Source organism: Bacillus sp. EB106-08-02-XG196, from assembly GCF_013396335.1.
Classification (GTDB): domain Bacteria; phylum Bacillota; class Bacilli; order Bacillales; family Cytobacillaceae; genus Neobacillus.
This window is the reverse complement of the sequence record NZ_JABWSY010000006.1, coordinates 95,246-115,388: the sequence shown is the minus strand read 5'-3', so window position 1 is coordinate 115,388 and position 20,143 is coordinate 95,246. Positions and strand designations below refer to the sequence as shown.

Annotated in this window: 16 protein-coding genes, 2 pseudogenes and 1 riboswitch; of the genes and pseudogenes, 8 read left to right on the top strand and 10 right to left on the bottom strand. The window is 38.6% G+C overall.

The genetic code is table 11. From position 1 onward, the window contains the following. Positions 1–3: 3 nt before the first annotated feature. Positions 4–1,854 carry an asparagine synthase (glutamine-hydrolyzing) gene (gene asnB / locus MLOOGBEN_RS10950; protein WP_179158295.1) on the bottom strand — a complete coding sequence of 617 codons (1,851 nt, stop codon included), beginning with the start codon at positions 1,852–1,854 and terminating at the stop codon, positions 4–6. A 164-nt stretch (positions 1,855–2,018) separates the two neighbouring features. Between asnB and MLOOGBEN_RS10945 the strand changes: the two genes are divergently transcribed. Next, positions 2,019–2,582, top strand: coding sequence for a DUF2777 domain-containing protein (locus MLOOGBEN_RS10945; RefSeq protein ID WP_179158294.1), 564 nt, complete (start codon positions 2,019–2,021; stop codon positions 2,580–2,582). A 225-nt stretch (positions 2,583–2,807) separates the two neighbouring features. Here MLOOGBEN_RS10945 and MLOOGBEN_RS10940 read toward each other — a convergent pair whose 3' ends face one another. Beyond that, a complete protein-coding gene (locus tag MLOOGBEN_RS10940; protein WP_179158293.1) occupies positions 2,808–3,836 on the bottom strand; it encodes a ThiF family adenylyltransferase in 1,029 nt (342 codons plus the stop codon). Positions 3,837–4,057: 221 nt separating this feature from the next. On the opposite strand from MLOOGBEN_RS10940, the gene MLOOGBEN_RS10935 reads away from it, so the two are divergent. Next, positions 4,058–5,887 (top strand): aldehyde ferredoxin oxidoreductase family protein, encoded by a 1,830-nt coding sequence (locus MLOOGBEN_RS10935; protein ID WP_179158292.1) that lies wholly within the window; start codon positions 4,058–4,060, stop codon positions 5,885–5,887. Positions 5,888–5,944: 57 nt separating this feature from the next. Here the strand turns inward: MLOOGBEN_RS10935 and MLOOGBEN_RS10930 are convergent, their stop codons facing one another. From MLOOGBEN_RS10930 to MLOOGBEN_RS10915, 4 genes are all read right to left on the bottom strand, one after another. Next, entirely contained in the window at positions 5,945–6,217 is a 273-nt protein-coding gene (locus MLOOGBEN_RS10930; protein ID WP_179158291.1) for a MoaD-like domain-containing protein, read from the bottom strand. Position 6,218: 1 nt separating this feature from the next. Continuing rightward, a complete protein-coding gene (locus MLOOGBEN_RS10925) occupies positions 6,219–6,491 on the bottom strand; it encodes a ubiquitin-like small modifier protein 1 (RefSeq protein ID WP_179158290.1) in 273 nt (90 codons plus the stop codon). A 119-nt stretch (positions 6,492–6,610) separates the two neighbouring features. Beyond that, complete coding sequence (locus MLOOGBEN_RS10920; RefSeq protein ID WP_179158289.1) at positions 6,611–6,970, bottom strand: YisL family protein; 360 nt, start codon at positions 6,968–6,970, stop codon at positions 6,611–6,613. Between the two features lie 83 nt (positions 6,971–7,053). After that, positions 7,054–7,662, bottom strand: a complete 609-nt coding sequence (locus tag MLOOGBEN_RS10915) for an ATPase, T2SS/T4P/T4SS family (protein ID WP_179158288.1) — start codon at positions 7,660–7,662, stop codon at positions 7,054–7,056. A 205-nt stretch (positions 7,663–7,867) separates the two neighbouring features. After that, positions 7,868–7,954: riboswitch (cyclic di-GMP riboswitch) on the bottom strand. A 247-nt stretch (positions 7,955–8,201) separates the two neighbouring features. Here MLOOGBEN_RS10915 and MLOOGBEN_RS10910 point away from each other — a divergent pair. Genes MLOOGBEN_RS10910 through MLOOGBEN_RS10885 form a run of 6 tightly spaced genes read left to right on the top strand, consistent with a single transcriptional unit; the run spans position 8,202 to position 10,153 of the window. Beyond that, complete coding sequence (locus tag MLOOGBEN_RS10910) at positions 8,202–8,426, top strand: spore germination protein (protein ID WP_063253175.1); 225 nt, start codon at positions 8,202–8,204, stop codon at positions 8,424–8,426. 18 nt (positions 8,427–8,444) lie between these two features. Beyond that, positions 8,445–8,684 (top strand): spore germination protein GerPB, encoded by a 240-nt coding sequence (locus MLOOGBEN_RS10905; protein WP_179158287.1) that lies wholly within the window; start codon positions 8,445–8,447, stop codon positions 8,682–8,684. Positions 8,685–8,693: 9 nt separating this feature from the next. After that, positions 8,694–9,314 carry a spore germination protein GerPC gene (gerPC, locus tag MLOOGBEN_RS10900; RefSeq protein ID WP_179158286.1) on the top strand — a complete coding sequence of 207 codons (621 nt, stop codon included), beginning with the start codon at positions 8,694–8,696 and terminating at the stop codon, positions 9,312–9,314. Beyond that, positions 9,304–9,474: a spore gernimation protein GerPD gene (locus tag MLOOGBEN_RS10895; protein ID WP_179158285.1), complete on the top strand. Its 171-nt coding sequence runs from the start codon at positions 9,304–9,306 to the stop codon at positions 9,472–9,474. Before gerPC ends, MLOOGBEN_RS10895 begins: the two co-directional genes overlap by 11 nt. Positions 9,475–9,488: 14 nt before the next feature. After that, the gene (locus tag MLOOGBEN_RS10890) at positions 9,489–9,875 is read left to right on the top strand and encodes a spore germination protein GerPE (RefSeq protein WP_179158284.1); all 387 of its coding nucleotides are present in this window, start codon (positions 9,489–9,491) and stop codon (positions 9,873–9,875) included. Positions 9,876–9,934: 59 nt separating this feature from the next. After that, entirely contained in the window at positions 9,935–10,153 is a 219-nt protein-coding gene (locus tag MLOOGBEN_RS10885) for a spore germination protein (RefSeq protein WP_179158283.1), read from the top strand. Between the two features lie 162 nt (positions 10,154–10,315). Here MLOOGBEN_RS10885 and addA read toward each other — a convergent pair. The 4 genes and pseudogenes from addA to addB all read right to left on the bottom strand — a co-directional run. Continuing rightward, a pseudogene (gene addA, locus MLOOGBEN_RS10880) lies at positions 10,316–12,742 on the bottom strand (helicase-exonuclease AddAB subunit AddA); the annotation flags it as partial. A 116-nt stretch (positions 12,743–12,858) separates the two neighbouring features. Continuing rightward, positions 12,859–14,667, bottom strand: a complete 1,809-nt coding sequence (gene ltrA, locus MLOOGBEN_RS10875) for a group II intron reverse transcriptase/maturase (RefSeq protein ID WP_179158281.1) — start codon at positions 14,665–14,667, stop codon at positions 12,859–12,861. Between the two features lie 592 nt (positions 14,668–15,259). Continuing rightward, a pseudogene (locus MLOOGBEN_RS10870) lies at positions 15,260–16,615 on the bottom strand (UvrD-helicase domain-containing protein); the annotation flags it as partial. After that, positions 16,608–20,102, bottom strand: coding sequence for a helicase-exonuclease AddAB subunit AddB (gene addB / locus MLOOGBEN_RS10865; RefSeq protein ID WP_179158280.1), 3,495 nt, complete (start codon positions 20,100–20,102; stop codon positions 16,608–16,610). The pseudogene MLOOGBEN_RS10870 and the gene addB, both read right to left, overlap by 8 nt. Positions 20,103–20,143: the final 41 nt, after the last annotated feature.

The window sequence follows — 20,143 nt, the reverse complement described above, 5'->3', positions numbered from 1 at the left end:
CGTCTAGGCATTTACTATATTAATATTGTAATCTTTAAACCAAATATCTAATTGAATAAAATAGGCCAATAGCTGTGGTCCTGACATTAACTGACCAAACCATGGCTCTTTGAAGGAATTACCTCCGGATTCCACCAGTTCATTTAGTAAAGTTCGATTGAATAATTCGTATAGTACCGAGGACTTATCTGTTAATATCTCCTTCAATTGATGTTGAACAGCACGTGTATATTCTGGATTATGGGTTTTTGGATACGGACTTTTCTTACGATAGAGTACTTCATCAGGAATAATTCCTTCAAATGCTTTTCTTAAAATCCCCTTTTCCCTGCCATGAACCATTTTTATATCCCACGGTATGTTCCAGACGTATTCCACAAGACGATGGTCCGCAAAAGGGACTCTGACTTCTAGACTTGCTCCCATACTCATTCTATCTTTACGGTCAAGGAGCGTTGTCATAAAATGTGTCATATTAATATAAAAAAGCTCCCGCCGTTTTGCTTCTTCGATGCTTTCTCCATCCAATTTAGGAGTTTCCTGTACGGCTTGCTTATACTTTTCAATCACGTAATCCGTTAATTTAAGTCTTTGCTGCCAATCCGCTCTTAATAAGTTATTTCTTTCATTAACCGAACGCATCCAAGGGAAACCTGGTCTCTCTAAATCTTCCTTGCGGTGAAACCAAGGGTAACCGCCAAAAATCTCATCCGCACATTCCCCAGAAAGACTAACAACAAAGTCCTTTTTTATTTCCTTACAAAACCAAAGCAAGGAAGAATCAATGTCAGCCATACCAGGACAGTCACGAACATGAACCGCTTCTGTTAAGTCTTTCACTAATTGCTCCTGAGAAATGGTTTTAAAATGGTGTCTTGTATCAAACTCGCTTGTCACAATTTTAATCCACTTCTCATCCGCATTTGGCTGGAATTCGTTTGCTTTGAAAAAGCGGTCGTTTCCTTCATAGTCAATAGAATACGTATGAAGCTGACCTTTACCTTGGTTCTTAAAGCCTTGTGCAGCAATAGCGGTAATAATACTTGAATCAAGCCCGCCTGATAAGAAGGTAGAAAGCGGAACATCGGATACAAGCTGTCTTGTTACAGCATCTGTTACCAAATAACGTACTTTTTCAGCTGTTTCTTCTACACTATCCCTGTGCACATCACTCTTTACATTCCAATAGCGCCAAATCTTTAAGCCCTTTTTTGAAAATGTCATGGCGTGTGCCGGCCGCAGCTCCTTAATGCCTTTAAAAATTCCAGATCCTGGAGTCCTTGAAGGTCCTAAACCAAAAATTTCAGCAAGCCCCTCATATTCTAGCTCTGTTTTCATTCCAGGGTTCGCAAGAATTGCCTTTATTTCCGAAGCAAATACAATCCCATTATTTAATTCTGTAAAAAACAATGGTTTAACTCCTAATCGATCCCGTCCAATAAAAAGCTGCTCTCTCTTTTGGTCCCAAATAGCAAAAGCATAGATACCATTTAAATGATTTACGCACTCTTCTGCCCATTCTATATAGGCATTTAACAGAACTTCTGTATCAGAATGACCTTTGAAAGAATATCCTTTAGTAAGGAGAATTTTGCGGATATCTTCAGTATTGTACAACTCCCCATTGTAACAAATCGTATATTGTATACCATCTTTTTGTTTAGTCATTGGCTGTCTTCCCCCTTCAGGGTCCACAACTATCAGCCGCTTATGACCAAAGCCAACATGAGTTTTCAGCCAAAGGTTAGTCTCATCTGGCCCCCTTTTCGCAAGGGTATTTGCCATTTTTTCCAATGTATCTTTTTCACTCTTAATATCAATTGTAAAATCAACCCACCCTGTTACTCCGCACATAATATACTCTCCTCTCTCCAGTTTATAAGCTGGATAAACGTTACATGTTTTATAGTATTCAGCCCAATTTATTTGGTAAATTGTCCAAATTAAAGATAAACAAGTTATAAAATCTCATAAAGATGTCTACAAAGAAAATGAAGTATTAGGCACGGAGGTTAAACATGAATCGACAACAAAGAACGAAACTTTTGGATTTTCAACTGAGGGCCTATAACGAAGGAACAGTTGAACAAATAAGTGATCAATGGATATTTTTTGATCAAGAAACAGAAGAAGCAGCAATGCTGGATGACTTTCTTCAACAAGAGATTGAAATATTTCGCGTTAATCGATGGAAGAAAGGAATTTTAATTGAAACTGGGAAGATACGAAGTGGAAATGAGGTCATTATGCTTCGTGACCATGATTTGGTTAGAATAAGGAAGCATTTAATCTACTCGTTGGAAAGACTTTTAGAGGGAATGAATGATGACGCCTTTTTTCAATTTGTCACAACATTAAACTCGTTAGATTTTTCTATATATGATTGTATCTATTGTTACAATCACCTATCTTTCTTATCAGATGAAAAAAGTAGAGATGGGGTAAATTTTATTGTTTTCGATAACCAGGAACAAATCTGTAATGTGCAGCATCATTTTTGTTATTTTGAAAAAGTCAATGATCGCTTTGAATTCACCTTAAATACCGGAAAACGATTGGTTATCGAAAAGATGATTTCATAATGACAAAAGGTGTGTTTTTTCATAAAGGCTATATTATAACGTCTGTTGATTTACGTTCCAGGCGCTTCGCTTTCCGCAGGCGGTTCGGGAAGCCTCCTCGGCGCTAAAGCGCCTGCGGGGTCTCCCCTGTCCCGTCCTCCTGCAGGAGTCTCGCGCCTTCCACTCCAATCAACAATGTGTTTTATCATTGCCTTTAAAAAGAAAAACACACCCTTTTTCTATTTTTTAGTTTCCTATATATTTTGAATAGAGGGATTTTACTTTTACGATGTCATTTGTTCCATGGACAAGAACTCTACCATCCTTGAATACTACAATGATTGTTTCTGGATCAGGTGAGAACCGAAGTAAAAATTGGTTTCCGGTAACTTTTCCATTCTTTTTTAAGTGTTCACTAAGTTTTGTTAAGTCTCGTTCGCGCTTTTCTCTAAAATAGATTTGCACGGTATCTCGACCGCAAAGAGAACTATAAGCTTCTTGAAGGGCTGACGAACGATCTAGAAAGTCATATTGATGGTGTACACATGCAGGACATTGTGGATTTTTCCCTGCACTTATATCCATTGAAAAAAAGGTAGTATCCCATATATCAATTTGCTCAAGGTTAGAACTTGTGGAGGCTCCTATTAATAGTTTAATTGCTTCCATTGCTTGAAAGGAACCAATTATATCTGTTATTGGTGACAGAACACCAATCGTGTCACAGGTTTCACCCCTGCCAGCTGGCACTTGTGGAAATAGACAGCGATAGCACGGAGTAATTCCAGGTTTAATAACGGCAAACATTCCTCTTGAGCTGACGGCTGCCCCATGGACCCAAGGAATCCCATACTTAACAGCAACATCATTGATTAAGTAACGGGTCATAAAATTATCCGTACCATCAACAATGACATCAAATCCTTCTAATAATTCCTCTGCATTATCAAGGTTTAAATCTGTGATAACGGCGTCAACAGTAACAGTAGAGTTAATCGTTTGCAGCCTCTTCCCCGCTGCAACTGCCTTTGGAAGATTTAGATTAACATCTTCTTCGTTAAAAAGTGATTGACGCTGCAGATTAGAAAGGTCAACTACATCTCTATCAATTAACCTTATGTATCCCACACCCGATCGGACCAAATGATTGGCACATACTGTTCCGAGTGCTCCAACACCGACAATAGCCACCTTGCTTTTCAGCAATTTCACCTGTCCCTCTTTCCCTATTCCTGAAAAAAGAATTTGTCTTCCGTATCGTCCTAAATCGTCCATATGTGATCCTCTTTTCTAGATTAGTAATACATACTAACGAGTCACGTAATCTACGTTAATTTTAATTGAAATTTAGAAAACTTTAAATATTAAATATATAAAAATAATTGTATAATAGGAATTGGGTTTATTTATTAATTTTGAGAGGAATATCCTATTTATATTTTTTACTATGAATAGGAGATAAGCTTCAATTTATTAATGAAAGAGAGGGAAAAACATTGAATTTAGGTGGTTTCTTAAACAAAGAAGTGGTAGTTGATTTAACAGCAGGTACGATTAATTACAGACCTATTAACGAAGAAGATGCAACAAAGTACATTGGCGGCCGAGGTCTTGGAGTTAAGTATGTACTTGATAACGGTCCTGAAGTGGAGCCATTATCGCCTGAAAACATGCTTTGTATCATGACTGGTCCTGTAACGGGCTCACGTTCTTCTATGAGTGGACGTCTTTGTGTTGTTACGAAGTCTCCGTTAACAGGTACTGTCACTGATTCTCATATGGGAGGATGGACCGCAGCACGCTTAAAGTGGGCAGGGGTCGATAATATCATCCTTACAGGTAAAAGCGACAAGCCTGTTTATCTTTATATCGAGGATGGTAAGGCGGAACTGCGTGATGCGTCAGAGCTTTGGGGCAAAGGAACAAGAGAAACAGTAAAAACGATGCAGGCAAGATACGGTGAACAAGATCTTAGTGTCATGACGATTGGTCAAGCCGGTGAAAACACAGTTAAGTTCGCCTCTTTTATTAACGAGCATGACCGAGCTGCTGGACGTGGCGGAACAGCCGCAGTTGCAGGATATAAAAAATTGAAAGCGGTTGTAATTAAGGCACCTCAAAAAGGGAATATGCCACAGCCTAAATTAGAAACTGAATATAAAGAAGCGAACAAAAAGGCGGTAAAGGCAATCCTTGACGGAGGATTAACAGCACCCAATAAAGGCGGCCTTTCCGTATATGGCACGAATGTTTTAACCAACATTATCAATGAAGTCGGTGCACTTCCTACCAAGAATTCTCAGTTCACACATTGGGAAGAAGCAGAAAAGCACAGTGGTGAATATGTAAACCAGCATTTGCTTGTTAAAAACAATACATGCCATGCTTGCCCTGTAGGCTGCAAAATCGAGGTTGAAGTAAAGGATGGCAAGTATAAAACAAGAGTCGAAAGCTTTGAATTTGAATCCTCCTGGTCACTTGGCTCGAACTGCTTATTAAGTGATGCGGAAGCTATCTCTTATTTGATTGACCAGTGTAATGAGTATGGACTTGATACTATTGAGCTCGGCCATTGCTTCTCTGTTACAATGGAAGCCTATGAAAAAGGGTTAATCACAGAAGAACTCATCTGGGGCGATGCCGATTCCATGATTGATTTAACAAAGAAAATTGCATTCCGTGAAGGCTTTGGCGGCATCCTTGCAGAGGGTCCTGCAAAAGCAACAGCTTCTTGGGGTGCACCTGAGCTTTCTATGTCTGTAAAAGGACAGTCGATTCCTGCCTATGATCCACGTGGAATTCAAGGTATTGGTCTTGGTTATGCAACAAGTAACCGCGGTGCCTGCCATTTACGCGGATATACGGTTGCGAGTGAGATTGCTGGTATTCCAGAACCAACAGATCGTCTTAAGCCTGAAGGAAAAGGTGAGTTATTAAAAGTATTCCAAGATATGCTTGCATTCTCTGATTCTATGAATATTTGTAAGTTTTCCTCCTTTTCTGAAAACGCGGAGCATTATGCAGAACAATATAGTGCGATGACTGGTATTTCGATGACAGCTGATGATGTGATGAAGGCTGGAGAAAGAATTTATAACCTAGAGCGTTATTATAATAACCTCGCCGGGTTCGATAAGGAAGAAGATGACTATCTTCCAAAACGGTTCACCGAAGAGCCTGCCTCTGGTAATAGTGCTGGGGAAGTTAGCAGAATGGATATCATGCTTGGAGAGTACTATCAAGTACGCGGCTGGGAAAACGGAAAAGTTACCGATGCAAAACTTCGGGAGCTTGAAATCATCGATCCGGAAAATCAGCTAGTATAATAAAATATTCGGAGGCTTCTGCATATTTTGCAGAAGCCTTTTGTTTTAGAAATTTAACTATCCGCCTATCCTTCTAGTTTTCACCCGATAATTTTTGATAAGCTCTTTAAGCGTCATATCATCTGAAGCATTAAAGCGAATATGTACAGAATTGACTTTAAATGTAGAAGTAATTGAAAGCTCTTCTTCCCTAACTATTGCTCCGCACCATTCATTAGATTTATAAACATAGGGGAAATCATCTGTCATTTGTTTTCCGCCTAACTCTTCAAAATACATTCCAAGATGCTTCCGATTGATTCCACGAAACTCCAATTCCTGCTCTGGCATATTAACCACCTGCAACTGGAGGAAATAACGCAAATTGATCGGTTTCTTTTACAATGGTTTCAAGACCCTCCAAATGAATAATATTTCTTCCGTTTATAAAAACATGAACAAATGGAAGCAGTTGTTTTTCAAGTGTAAATATTTCATTCTTTAAATCAGGAAACATTTCAACCATTTTATCTAGTACATCAATAACACGTTGACCATCCGGGTTAACCTCTACTCCAACTCCGCCGCAAATTTCCCGGAGATTAGCAAAAACTCTAACTAGCATATGAAACACTCCTCTCCCCTTACTTAAATAGTAAAACTATTTGCAATTCTTGTCATCCTTTTTTGTGCATAAAAAAGGAGCTGCCAAGAAACCGGACAGCTCAGTTAAATAAACAGATATTATACATAAAAAATGGACATTGGTAATTTATCAAAACCTAAGTAGAGTACAAGCAAGAACGCGATAGCAAACTGTATCCACAAAACGGAAGTTTTTCTGTTTTGTGCAACCTTACTAAGGATCATTTCAAAAAGGCCAATTACCCAAATCCCTACGACTGCTTTTAGTATATACAACAAATCAATATTGGAAAGCATGAATAGTAGTCCAACACCTGTTGCAATTATCAATAAATAAAGAACTCGCAGTATCATTTGGACAATTTTAGCGCCCTTTTCTTTTCCGCCTTTTAGTAAAAATATAGCTACAATAAATAAAATTAATGCCAAAACCCAAGCTGTTACGTGACCATGAATCATTTATTCTTCCTCCTATGTATGCAATGCTTATAGCAACACTATCATACCATAGGCATCCCTAAAATCCTAAAAAAAAGAAGGTTCTAATAATAAGAACCTTCGAGAAGATTAACAGAAAAAATATCTCTAAGCACAATATTTTCCCCTTCGATTCCCTGAACCTCTGTTATCTTCGTGATTTTTCTTGTTCCATCATTTATTCGTGAAAGGTGGACAATGATGTCAATAGTACTGGCGATTTTTTCCCTAATCGCTTTGATAGGCAAATTCATCCCTTCAAGATAGGCAATGATTTCCAAGCGATCAATCATATTACTTGGACTGCTGGAGTGTCCTGTTGCAAGAAAACCATCAAGTCCTTTATTTTCTGTCCGGAGTATTTCACGTCCTGCCTTTTCACGAACATCTCCAATCATATTCCTTTCCGCTTTTGGGATGAAAGTGGAAAGAGCATTGACAAGGGTTGTTTTACCAGCCCCTGTTCCCCCGCTAACTAGAATATTTAATCTAGCTTTTACACATGTACAGAGGTAGAGAGCCATTTCTTTTGACATTGTCCCGTTACGAATTAGATCCTGCAACTCTAAAGGTTTCCATGAATTCCTTCTATTAGTCAGCCTTTTCGACTGGTACAATTTGTGCTCTGCACCTTGTCCCTGATTATTTTGTTGAACCTGTTTTAATAGTCCCATACAATGCCACCCGCCTTATTCTAGTTTTTTTGAAAACCGCTTTGATCACAAAACATAAAGAAGAAACGATCGGTTTGGCAGGGTTGGTGAATTAGAATAGAAATAACCCCGCCTTTACCGAAAGGGGGGTTAACAATGTAGTACAACAATCCACATAGACATCCCTATGTATATATTGCTGCAGCATAGTAAAACACCCTGTTCTTTCGGTAACTGGCTGGCGTAGTGCAAATGCACCTTAGCCCCTTTAGCTTTGCGTCACTGATTTTCACCAGTTTTGCCTTTATCGAGAATCAGTGTTTTTATTTTCCGACTGACCTCTTAAACACATCATAAGTCCTTTTCTCTTTATCTTATATCCTACTAATATACCATTTTTGATAATTGTATAGGTATTTATACCTAATCCTATTATTTTCCCAACATACAACGGTAAGATTTTCAAAAGGAACACTTTTTACTTTTATTGGGCGAATGAATCACATTACACCAACCCATACATACGATATTAGGAGAAAAAAAGGTGAAGGGTGTTGTTTATGCCAGCGATTGTAGGAGTTGCTCAAGTCATTTCACTTGGCAGCAGTTCAGTTTTTCATATTGGAGATGTCTATAAAATCATGCCATTTTCATCTGCAAGAACTTTCTCCGGGGCTGGGTCCTTTAATACGGGTGAAAGTTTAAATGTTCATAATAATAATTTAAGTAATACGAACACAAATGATTCAGACGGTATTGATCAAGGAATCTTCCTTAATGCCTAAGGAAAGGTTGGTTTTTAAATGAATTTTTATATCCAGCAATCCATTCAAATAAATTTCATTAAAATTAACAGTATTACAAATTCCTCTGTTCTGCAAATTGGCAGCGCGGGAATTATTAAACCTGCTTCTTATCTATATAACACTGGCGGTTTTAAAGCTCCAGCCCCGACAGCAGGAGGCCCTCAAACAACAAACGGGCAAACTAGCAGTGTTGCAGTACCTTTGGGCGGCGCGGGAAGAGAAGAAGCTAAACAGTGAGGTGATGGTATGTATCAGGATTATTCACAACTTCTTCAATGGGTCCAAATGACTTTACAAACACAGGAAAAGAGAATTGCCATACTGGAACAGACCATTCAAAAACTACAGGAAGAAATGAAGCAATTAAAGGATAAGCCTAGCATTAAGGTTGATAAGATTGAATATAAATTCGATCAATTGAAGGTTGAAACTCTTGACGGAACATTAAACATTGGGCTAAACCCATCGGATTTGGCAAATATTGAAGATTTCGCTGTTCAAAATCAATCGATAAATACACCCATACATCCTAAGGCACAAATGCAGCGGTCTATGAAAATAGAAGAATCTATTTATCATTATTTAGAAACCGACCTGCCAGCACTATTTAAGGAAACCCAAAATCAATTAAATGTAAGTTTAGACGACTCCTATTTAGACTTTATCAAACAAGATATCTTGAAGCAGCTTCCAGCTAGGATAGATTATCATATACAAAATTCTTCAGCCTCTAACCGTGAAGGTGAAGTTCATACAGAGGAAAGTATTGTTGAATTAATTAAACAGGAAATCAGAAAAGGTATTTTAATATTTATAAATCATTTACCAGAGAACGTGAAAGGAATGAATACACAGAATGAACTTTGAAGTATATAATCGTGAACTCAATGTAGATACCATAAGAATTATGGGAGTAGCAAGTTCTTCACTCGTATTTGTTGGCGACACCCAAACCATTCAATTAGCTTCCACTTTTGACACTCCTGCAGAATCACTTATAATCGGACCATTTGTGCCGTTATTTTAGGCAGGCTTAAGAATATGCTCCAGAGAACTTCTGTAGTAAATGCCATTAAAGTGAACTCGGCTTCCTTTGCCTCTACCATTCAACTCGGAGATTCCCGAATCATTAATGGTTTTTCACGAGCCTTAGCTGTTCAACGGGAAGCTGATGTATTCTATGCCAAAGAAGGAAATTTTTCAAGATATCCTGTTTTTTCAGAACCAATTCCTTTACTGCCAATCAACGAAAAAATAACAATGTCGACTCATAATACTCTTCCTGTCATTAAGGTCAATAATATCTCCATCCTCGCAATGTCTTCCGCTGCCATTCTTCATGTCGGAAACAGTGAAATCGTCTCAATGGAAGCCAGGGTTAAACATATCAGGCAGCTATTCCATAAAGACAATGAACAAGGCAATTGACTTTTGAATAGGATATCACATAATTTGTAAGTGTTAATAATGAAAAGGATGTATTAAAAATGCCAGCGATAATTGGTCCAGTTCAGATTGTTAATGTAAGCGGTGGAGTTGTACAGTTCGGGGATACCGTCTATATCTCTCCAAAAAGTGCCTCAAAGACTAATGCAGGTTCAGGAGGCTTTAATACCGGAGGGATTATTTTCACAGCCAGCGGCATAAGTGGTACAAATGTACTAGATGCTGATTTGATCGACCAGCCAATTGGCGGGAATAATTAAATAGAAAAGCGGAAGCGCCTTGACCAGCCCCGACAAGCATAAGACAAGCGCTGACAGAAGGCGTTTTTTGCCTTCCGAAGTGATTGACTTATGCCTCGAGGGGATAGGCGCTGTAGCTAAACAATAAACGACATAAACCACAATAGGTTTATGTCGTCTATTTTATTTTTCTAGATTTAAAATATGAGCTCCATCAAAGAAGAATAAATATCTTTCATTGACTTTTCGCTTCCAGATTTGTTCCAATGCTTTTGTATATAAATTGATTTGCAATCGGTATCGCTCTTCTAGTATTGGTTTTGCTTGAATAAATCCACCCTTGTAACGATCAGAAATGCCATCTGATTTAAAGTCAATAAGTACAAGTCCATTCTCATCCTCAAAAACACAGTCGATTATCCCTTGGACAAAAACAGATTCATCTTCATCTTTCCATGCTGGATAGACTTCTGATGCAGGCAATGAAAGAGTAAAGGGTATTTCTCGATTGACCACTTTTGCATTCATAATCCTTTTGCCTAAATCTGACTCGAAAAATTCTACAATTAGCTGGGTATTAATGGCCTCTGCCTGCTCAACCGTTAACAGTTCATCGTTAACCATCCGCTCTACTTGATCCTCAATGTTCTCTAACGTAACAGGTCTTGTCAAATCGACATGCTGCATGACCATATGGAGGGCTGTCCCTCTCTCAGCAGGGCTCAAGGACTTTTCCTGCATAAACTTAGGACGTTTCGTGATTGATTTTTTAAACTTACTTAGCAATTCGGTACCGCTTTGCTCATCAGACATTTCCCGCTGACGCTTCATTTCTGAAACGGATTGCTTCGAGCGATGTGTCGAGGCATTGGCAAAGGAATATTCCCATGTTAATCGAGACTTAATTTCTTGCCCAAAGGGAGAAGTTTTTGGAATAATTTCCTTTTTTTCTACCCGCTCTAGTATAGTGTCTGTTTCCATATTCTTAATGATTTCCTGACTTTTTACTTCTTCAGCACTCATTACTGTCATTTTCCATGCCGAAGGGTGACAGGTAATCTCGGTTGGAATAAGCGTATTATCAGATTTTCTGAATTCTTGGCTATCCTGATGCCGAATAAGCGCTGGCCCAACCCAATCCATATAACAGCCTGCCGCTGCTCTTTCATAATCCTTAAGAAGCCAATCTGTATTCGCAGTTACATCATTCCACTGTTCTATTTTTTTATCTGCATCCTTCAAGGTGCCTATTAAATAAAGCTTTTCTTTCGCCCGAGTCAAGGCCACGTATAGAACCCGCATTTCTTCTGCCAGCATTTCCATTTTCTTTCGACGCTTAAATGCGATTTGAGGTAAAGATGGATAAGAAATTCTCTTTTCAATATTTACATATTTTGCTGCTATGCCGTACTCTTTATCAAGCATATATGGTTTACGGATATCAGACATATTAAAGTTCCGCGACAATCCTGCAATAAATACAACTGGAAATTCAAGCCCTTTACTGCTATGAATGGTCATGATCCGAACAACATCTTCCTGCTCGCCAAGCGCTCTTGCTGCTCCCAGGTCGTCTCCTCTTTCAATCATTCTCTCAACAAAACGTAAAAAGCGGAATAACCCTCGAAATGAAGTCTGCTCATATTGCCTAGCCCTATCGTACAAAGCACGTAAGTTTGCCTGCCGCTGTTTCCCGCCTGGCAGCCCTCCTACAAAGTCATAAAACTGTGTATCCCGGTACAGCTGCCAAATTAGTTCTGAAAGTGATCCCTGGCGCGCCATGGAACGCCATTCGTCCAAATTATCATAAAAATGCCGGACCTTTTCGTATACCTGCTCATTCTTTTCGGTAGGTGTGCTTTGACAGAACCTCTTAAGAGACTCCCAAAAAGTTCCCTTATTGTGCAGTCGTATTTGTGCAAGTTCCTCCTCGTTTAGCCCGACGATAGGAGAGCGCAAGACAGAAGCCAACGGAATATCTTGGAATGGGTTATCAATTACCCTTAACAACGACATCATAATCGCAACTTCAGTTGCCTCAAAATATCCAGAGGAAAGGTTAGCATAAATCGGGATTCCTTGTTGTTTGAACTCTTCGATTATTTGAGGTGCCCAAGTCATGGAACGGAGCAGAATCACCATATCCCGATACATTACTGGACGGTATGATGCTGTTTTTGGATTATAAACTTTCGTTTCATTTGTAATTAATTGTTTAATCTTTGAAGCCATCACTCTAGCTTCAAGCTGCGACTTTTCTAAATCCACCTCATCAAATTCAGAAGGTACGGTCTCTGTTTCTGATTCAGCAGCCTCTGGTGGCAATTCTTTACCATCATTATTTTGATTTATCAACAATAGCTCGATTGGAAATGGTTCATCCTCAGGGTATGGCGCACCGAGCCGGAGTTCAGCGGCTTCATCGTATTCTATTTCTCCAACCCGTACACCCATGATTTGTTTAAATAAATAGTTTGTTCCTTCAAGGACCTCTTTCCGGCTTCTAAAATTACGGGCAAGATCAATTCGTAATCCAGTCCCATTACCGTCCTGCCTGAAACGATTATATTTTCCCAAAAATAGATTTGGTTCTGCTAAACGAAACCGATAGTAGGGTAAGAATCCAGCGCCTTGCTACATTTCTGCAGTAGGTTTCTAGAAACTCCCCCCCGAACCGTACGTACTCCTCTCAGAGTATACGGCTCTCCACTTACAAATATCTATCTTTATTTATGAATTTCAATATGACATTTTTTACATACAACCAATGTTTTCCGTTGTTTTGCAATCATCGCCCATTCCCAATATTTCTTTCCTTTAAGATTCTTCACTTTGTTGATATGATGAATCTCAAATTTCGTGTCAGGATGATTATCTCCACATAGTTCACATTGTTTTGCACTCAACCGTTTTTCTAAGTCGTTTCTTCCTTGATATACATAAAGGTTAGGTTTTTCATCAATATCAAATTTGTAGAATTCTTTTTTCTTATCGAATCCGTCTTTATAGAAATACGCTATTTTTTCACCATGCTTTGTTTCGTACTTTACTCCCCAGTCCTTACCTTGCTTGTTTTTTACTTTCATCTTACCAACTGTGGATTTGAATTTATTCGCAAGTGTTTTTAAACAACTGTATTCCATGACGTATCGTAATTGCCACATTTTTTGATTGACGTTTTCCGCTAGACAATAAAAATTATATAATCCACGGAGTTCAGCGTTATACGTTTCGATGATTTCTAAGTCAGATAGACCGATTAATGCAGGTCTGTGAAGCATATCCCATTGCTTCGCATCTATATCTTTGACCATTTTACGATTGATAATCACTTTTTCAATCGTTCCATTAGGAATTCGCAGCTGTACATAGCCACGATATTTTCGCTTAACCACACCGTTTTTATCTTTTGCTGCACTTAAGTCATGGCTAATTAAAATGTCATAACCCAAAAATCTTGCAGGATTGGTACTGTGTGTAATAAGCGTTTTTTCTTCCGACATTTCTAGCTGAAGATGTTCTTTTAGAAATTCCCCTACACATTTTTTTAGTTGCTCGCAATCCTCTTTACTGCCATTGACACCGATAATAAAATCATCGGCGTATCTTACGTATTTCATGCTTTTATAGCCTTCATTACTCAACTCATAATAGGGTAAGTTTAAAAGAATCTTTTTGTTCTCTTTGTACTCTTTAATTAGAGTCTCGCGAAGTTTTTCTTCGGTGGTCTCCTTAATTTTCTTCTTTAATCGTTGATTTCGCATATCGTATTTTCGGTATTCTGTATTTCTTTTGCGTTTCTTAGGAGTTCCGATATCAAAGGATGGTTTCAGTTCATTTTCAATAAACATATCGAATTCATTCAAATAGATATTAGCTAATAGCGGGCTAATGATTCCGCCTTGTGGTGTTCCACTATAGGTGTTTTCGAATCTCCAATTTTCTACGAAACCTGCTTTTAGGAATTTCCACATAAGCCGAATGAATTTCTCATCATTAATTCGCTTTCTCAAAATGTTGATAAGCACTTGATGATTAATATTGTCAAAGAATCCTTTAATATCCCCTTCTAAAAACCAGTTTACGCCCGAAAATGTATTTTTAACTTCGATTAAAGCGGTGTGACAACTTCTTTTTTCCCGAAACCCATGTGAGTGTTGTGAGAATGTTGGCTCGTAGATAGCTTCTAAAATCATGCGACAAACTTCTTGAACTATTCGATCTGAAAATGTTGGGATTCCTAATGGTCTTGTCTTACCGTTTTTCTTTGGGATATTTATTCTACGGACTGGCTTCGGTTGATAGCTCTCATCTTTTAGTGAGTCAATAATTGCTTTTATCTTTTCCTCACCGAATCCATCAGCTGTTTCATCATCGATTCCTTTTGTTGCACTGCCTTTATTTTTGTATATCTTAGAATAAGCTTTTAGATAGAAACCTTCATTATAAAGATTTCGGTATAAGCGGTCATATTGATAATTTTCTTTCGTTGCTTGTTTCGATAGATTGTATAATACAATATCTGAACTTTGCATAGAGCATTTCGCTCCCTTCTTCATTGTTTATACATTGTAAGCTGCTCCCCTTTGCCATGTAATAGGCTTTCCCTATTTCGGACTACTACGGGAGCTCCGTTACCATATTGGATATTCAGTACCTTTGTACATAGCCAGGTGGCATTCCAACTTAGGTAATCCCCATTTAGTATATTGTATATAGGCTGCGATTCGTTGCCGGAAGGAACACTCATCCTTTTTCTCAATCTTGAGACGCGTCCATTCTTTACATTTCAGAAACTAGGTTTGTGCATCAATCTAGTACACTCGCCCATACTTCATCCCTCCATATATAGGATAAAGTAAGAATGGATTCTAGGTTTCAAACGGTTTCCTAGACGGTCAGCATGCCCCCGCTCGGATTGTTCTTCAAGCAGTTTAGCCTTCTTCCTTATACGAATCTTTGATATCTCGCCATTCAGTCGTAACCTTTCCGTTTAGGTTAACTTATGACTTTAACCGACATGCTACACTCCCTCTTTGGTTTCCCGCCAAGATAAGTCGGCTGATATATAAACCGTTTCTGTAGTTTATTCACCGCCCAATGGTGAAATACACAATACCCTTATGGGCGCACGATAGATTGCTTTACGTCGCCGACCATAAACAGATTACCATTTATCTCATCTTCTTTTGCAACCAGCCTTAAGATGGTTTCCTGAACCATATTGACGTCCTGATACTCATCAACAAATACTTCGTTAAAATGGTTTCTATAGGTTAATGCAGCTTCTGAGGGGAGAAACACTCCAGTAGAGCTGAATTCCCCGGTTAAAATGGCTAGACAATAGTGTTCCAAATCTGCATAATCAACCAAACCCTTTTCACGTTTCGCTTTCTCAAAGCGCTCAGAAAAAGCAGTAACCAAATGGACAAGAGTTTGTATTAGAGGGCGCATTTGGTCCATATCACGTAAGAAGCCTTCTGGCTTTCTTAAAAAAAGTTCTTCTTTAATATCTTGAATCTTCTTTTTTGCTTTATCGCGGAGTTTTTGAGCTTTCTCAGTCAACTCTTTATCATAATGATCCCCTTTTACTTGTTTTGCTCTTGAGAAAGACCATGTCTGCATGGCATTGTAAAGTGCTGACCATGAATCGCGATTTGCCTGTATAAGCGTATTAATGACATTTAGATCATCTAGAAAATTCTCTGCCCTTGGTGCCGGACCACCTGGAAGCTTTGTTACTTCCAATCCACGCTGTATCATTTCCTTTGCACCATCTAGTTGAAGCTCAATATCAAACAACAGTGCTTGAATAAATGGTAAATCTTCTAGATTCGCTGCCTTAGTAGTATCATACATATCAATCATGGACTGTAAATAGTTACTTGGCATAGGATTCGACACAGCAAAATCATAAATATCCCGGACGATATCCATTAAAGCACTATCGCTCCGATCGCTGGTAAAAGAATCAACTAACCGAAAAAATGGCTCATTATCCTTTAACCCATATTCCTCTTCAAACAGCTCATCCATTACTTCATCCCGAATCAATTGTGCCTCTGTCTCATCGGCAATTCTAAAACCAGGATCTACATCAATGAGATAATAGTATTTTCGGATAACCTCCATACAAAAGGAGTGCAAGGTCGAAATGGATGCTTTATTTAGTAAGCTTAGCTGTTTTCGTAAATGCCTTGATTTTGGGTCTTTATTTATCGCCTTTTCCAACGCTTCGCCGATTCGATGACGCATTTCAGCTGCAGATGCGTTCGTAAATGTTACGACTAATAATTCATCGACATCAATCGGGTTATCTTCCGAAAGAATTTTTTGGATAATCCTTTCTACCAAGACAGCCGTTTTACCAGAGCCTGCTGCTGCTGCGACAAGGATATCTTTATTTTTTTCCATAATGGCTTTCCATTGGTCATCTGTCCAAGTTGCCCCTTCTGGTTTAGGCGGTATTACAAAACTACTCATTTACTCCTGCCTCCTTTCTTATTAATTCAAAGATTGTTTCCTTTGGCTGCGGTGTTAGAATTCGGTAATGATTTTCAATTGACTCATCAAATTGGCAAACAGATTTGTAGGAACAAAATGTACAAGGTGTTTTGTCCTTCAGTTTAAAAGGAGAAATGGAAACTTGACCATCAATAATAGCGTCTCCCGTAGTTTGATAGAGCTTTCGAACATAATTCCTTAGATCATCAAATTCATTTAAGCTCGCTACTTTTGATTTCTTCGTAAGGTTGCCATCCTTTTTAATACCCGCAGAAATAATTTGTGAGTCACCCGATTCAAGGGTTTGGTCCATTAACTTAAGAACATTTTGGTCGCCGACCATTAACCCATTCATCTTAAACTTTTTCATGATTTCCTTTTCTATTTCATCAACCGTGAGCAATTTGTTCGTGCTTATCATTGGGTTGTGAACATGGAAATAAAGGACTCCCGCGGGACTTGCTTTCATTTCTATCAGTTCGTCCGAATGCGTAATGACGATATCTAAGTAGGTTAACATTTGGAGGGCAAGTCCATAATATACCTCGTTTAAATTAACATCCTTTTCACTCGATTTATAATCAATGACACGTAAATAAGTATTGTTATTTTCACCTTTTGCTTGATCGACCCTATCAATTCGGCCAGCCAATTCCATTCGTTTTCCATTTTTTAATGAAAACGTTAATGGCGGGAGCTTGCCATTCTTTCCAAAGCTCAGCTCTAATCCAATTGGCGAGAAGCCACTTACTTTTGCGTGATCACTTAAAACTTCAGATGCCCTTGTAATAATTTGTTCTAATTTACGCTTTATATAATGATGACGCTCAGAGCTTAAGAGTATTTCGTTTTGGAGCTTTGGAGCTAAAGCATTCACTGCCGCCTTGGCCAGTTCTTCACATTGCTTCTTAGAAAGAGAATCCCAGCTAAGTTTTTGCTCATTGACAAAATCAGATATATACTTTAAGGCCGCGTGAAATAGCTCACCTATGTCAGGAGCTTCCAGCCGATAGACTTGTCGTTCACGAAGCTTTAGCCCGTGTTGTGCAAAATGAGAAAAGGCACAGCCATTATATAGTTCCATCCTTGAAACACTTGCCTGTATGGTTTCACCATACAATTCATCCGCAGTTTCCTTAGATAACTGAACCGTCTGGTTGGTATAAAAGAGAGAAGAGAACACCTTCTCTGCCCTTGTCTTCCACTCATTTGTGATATAAAAGTTATATACATCCCACCACAGGTCTGAAATGGGATAATTACGCTTTTTCAACTGAAGCTGTGAGGTCAAGAAGGACAGTGTTGTTTTGTGGTTAGTAACAAAGTTCAACTGCTCCTTTTCTGTTAACTCAGCAGGATCTGTACCATAAAAATGCTCTTCTAATTCTGGATACATATCTTTCAATCTCTTAATAAACGATGAAGGTATTAATGCTTTTCCCTCATCATTTGCAAGCGGGTAGCTGACATAAAGAGCTTCTGAAGGTGTGGTTAGTGCTTTGTAGGCAATAAAGTTCTCATCCAATAAACGTGTCCTGCTGCTGGGTGCCACTGTTAAATCTGCGCCTATTAACATTTCACGCTCTTCATCAGATAATATCCCTTCATCGGCAATTTTAGCAGGTAGTATTCCCTCATTTACACCAACAACAAAGGCTGCCTTTATATCTGTTAATCTAGATTTTTCTAAGTCTCCGATTATTACCTGATCCAGGGCCGGTGGAATGAGTGAAAAGTAAAGAGATTCAAATCCTGCTTCTAATATAGTGGAGAATGACTTTAAAGAAACATTTTCATCCCCTAATATTTCAACATACTGATCTAAGAGATCAATACATGCATTCCATACTTGTTCATGTTCACGCATATTTACTAGATTGCCTTTTTGTTCAGCTTCTATTTTTAAATTTTCTAGTTTTGAAGGAATATCTAATTCTTCTAAATATAAATAGATTGCTTCACAAAGCTTTCTCCCTGAATCAGCTTTTTTCAGCCTTCTAGACAAGCGCAGAATCGGGGCTGATATCATAAGTTTCAATTCATTCAATTGCTGTTCCATTTCTTTTTCAGCATCTGTTTGGACATTCGCTTCCATTTCTAAGCCCTTGAAACGGCGATACGTCCAACGTTCTTTTTTCGTCCATTTACTCCCTTTAATTCCATATGCGAGTACATAGTTTTCTAACCTATCCATTTTCTCCCGCATTTTATCTGGATTTTCCTGAAGTGGATATAACAATTCTGTTTTAATTACCCTAAAAACAGGCTCATAACGCCAAAATGACTGAATCACTTCAAGGGTTGACCGAATTAATTCAATTAATGGATGATTCAGCATGGTTCTTTTTTGGTCAATAAAATAGGGAATTTGATAATCGGAGAAAACAGGCTCTACGATTTCATGATAATCACTGCCATTTCTAATCAATAGCGCAACATCCTTGTAGCGAAGGTTCTTAGTCCGAACTAACTGGAGAATTTCACGTGCAATTCCCTCAATTTCCGCTCTACGATTAGCTGCTTGACCAATATGGATGTCTGCTTTTCCATAATAAGGGGAAGCTGGTCTAGTATCGAAATTCCGCTCTAAATGACCTAGAGATGGATTATTCCATTTTTGTTGATGGGATAGGAAGGTTGGATTCTCCATTTCGATTCCTTCAGATTTTGCCAATTCCTGTATTGCGTAACTTGCCTCCGTCGACAAGCGAAACAAATCTAATTCATCCGGAGGTGCTGTAAAGGAATCTCGATCTGTCGTCATTGTAATTGTCACTCTAGGACAATGTTTCATTAATTCTTTCATAACAAGTAATTCCTGTGGGGTAAAGCTATTAAAACCATCTATATAAATTTCTGCATCTTTCAAGTAAGTCGATAGTGAGATCTTTTCTGCAAGCAAACGAAAATAGTCTTCGGAATCGATGTATTTCCCAAAGACCTCATCTTCAAATTGTCGATAAATAATTTCTAAATCATTCAGCTTATCCTGCAAGGCTCTTGAAGCTGTTTCACCATTTCCATTATTCTTTTCAGCCTCTTGCGTCAGTTCTTCTGGTGTAATGCAATACCGTTTAAATTCAGTAATCATCTGTTCAACTTGCTGAACAAAGCCGTTTTTATCAGCTGCACGCTGAAACAGTCTTAATTGGTCTTTCTTTTCTTCAATAATTCTCCGAATGAGCATGCTTATTCCAACACTGCTTAGATGATAACGGCTAATACCGCCAGTCTCCTGCAGTATTCTCCAAGCTAATCGTGAGAAACTGTACACCTGTGCACGAATCATTCCACCAAGTATGGGATTCGTCGCCAATCGATATTCTGTTGAAAACGTCATCTGCTCTGGAACGATATAAATAATTGGTGCTCCCTCTGGATTTTCCAGCAGCCGGTCTTGTATTTCGTTCATACACAATTGAGTTTTACCGCTTCCCGACCTTCCAGTTATCATTCTTAAAGACATGTTTCACCCCCGCTTTCCGATTACCTCTCTATCATTTAATA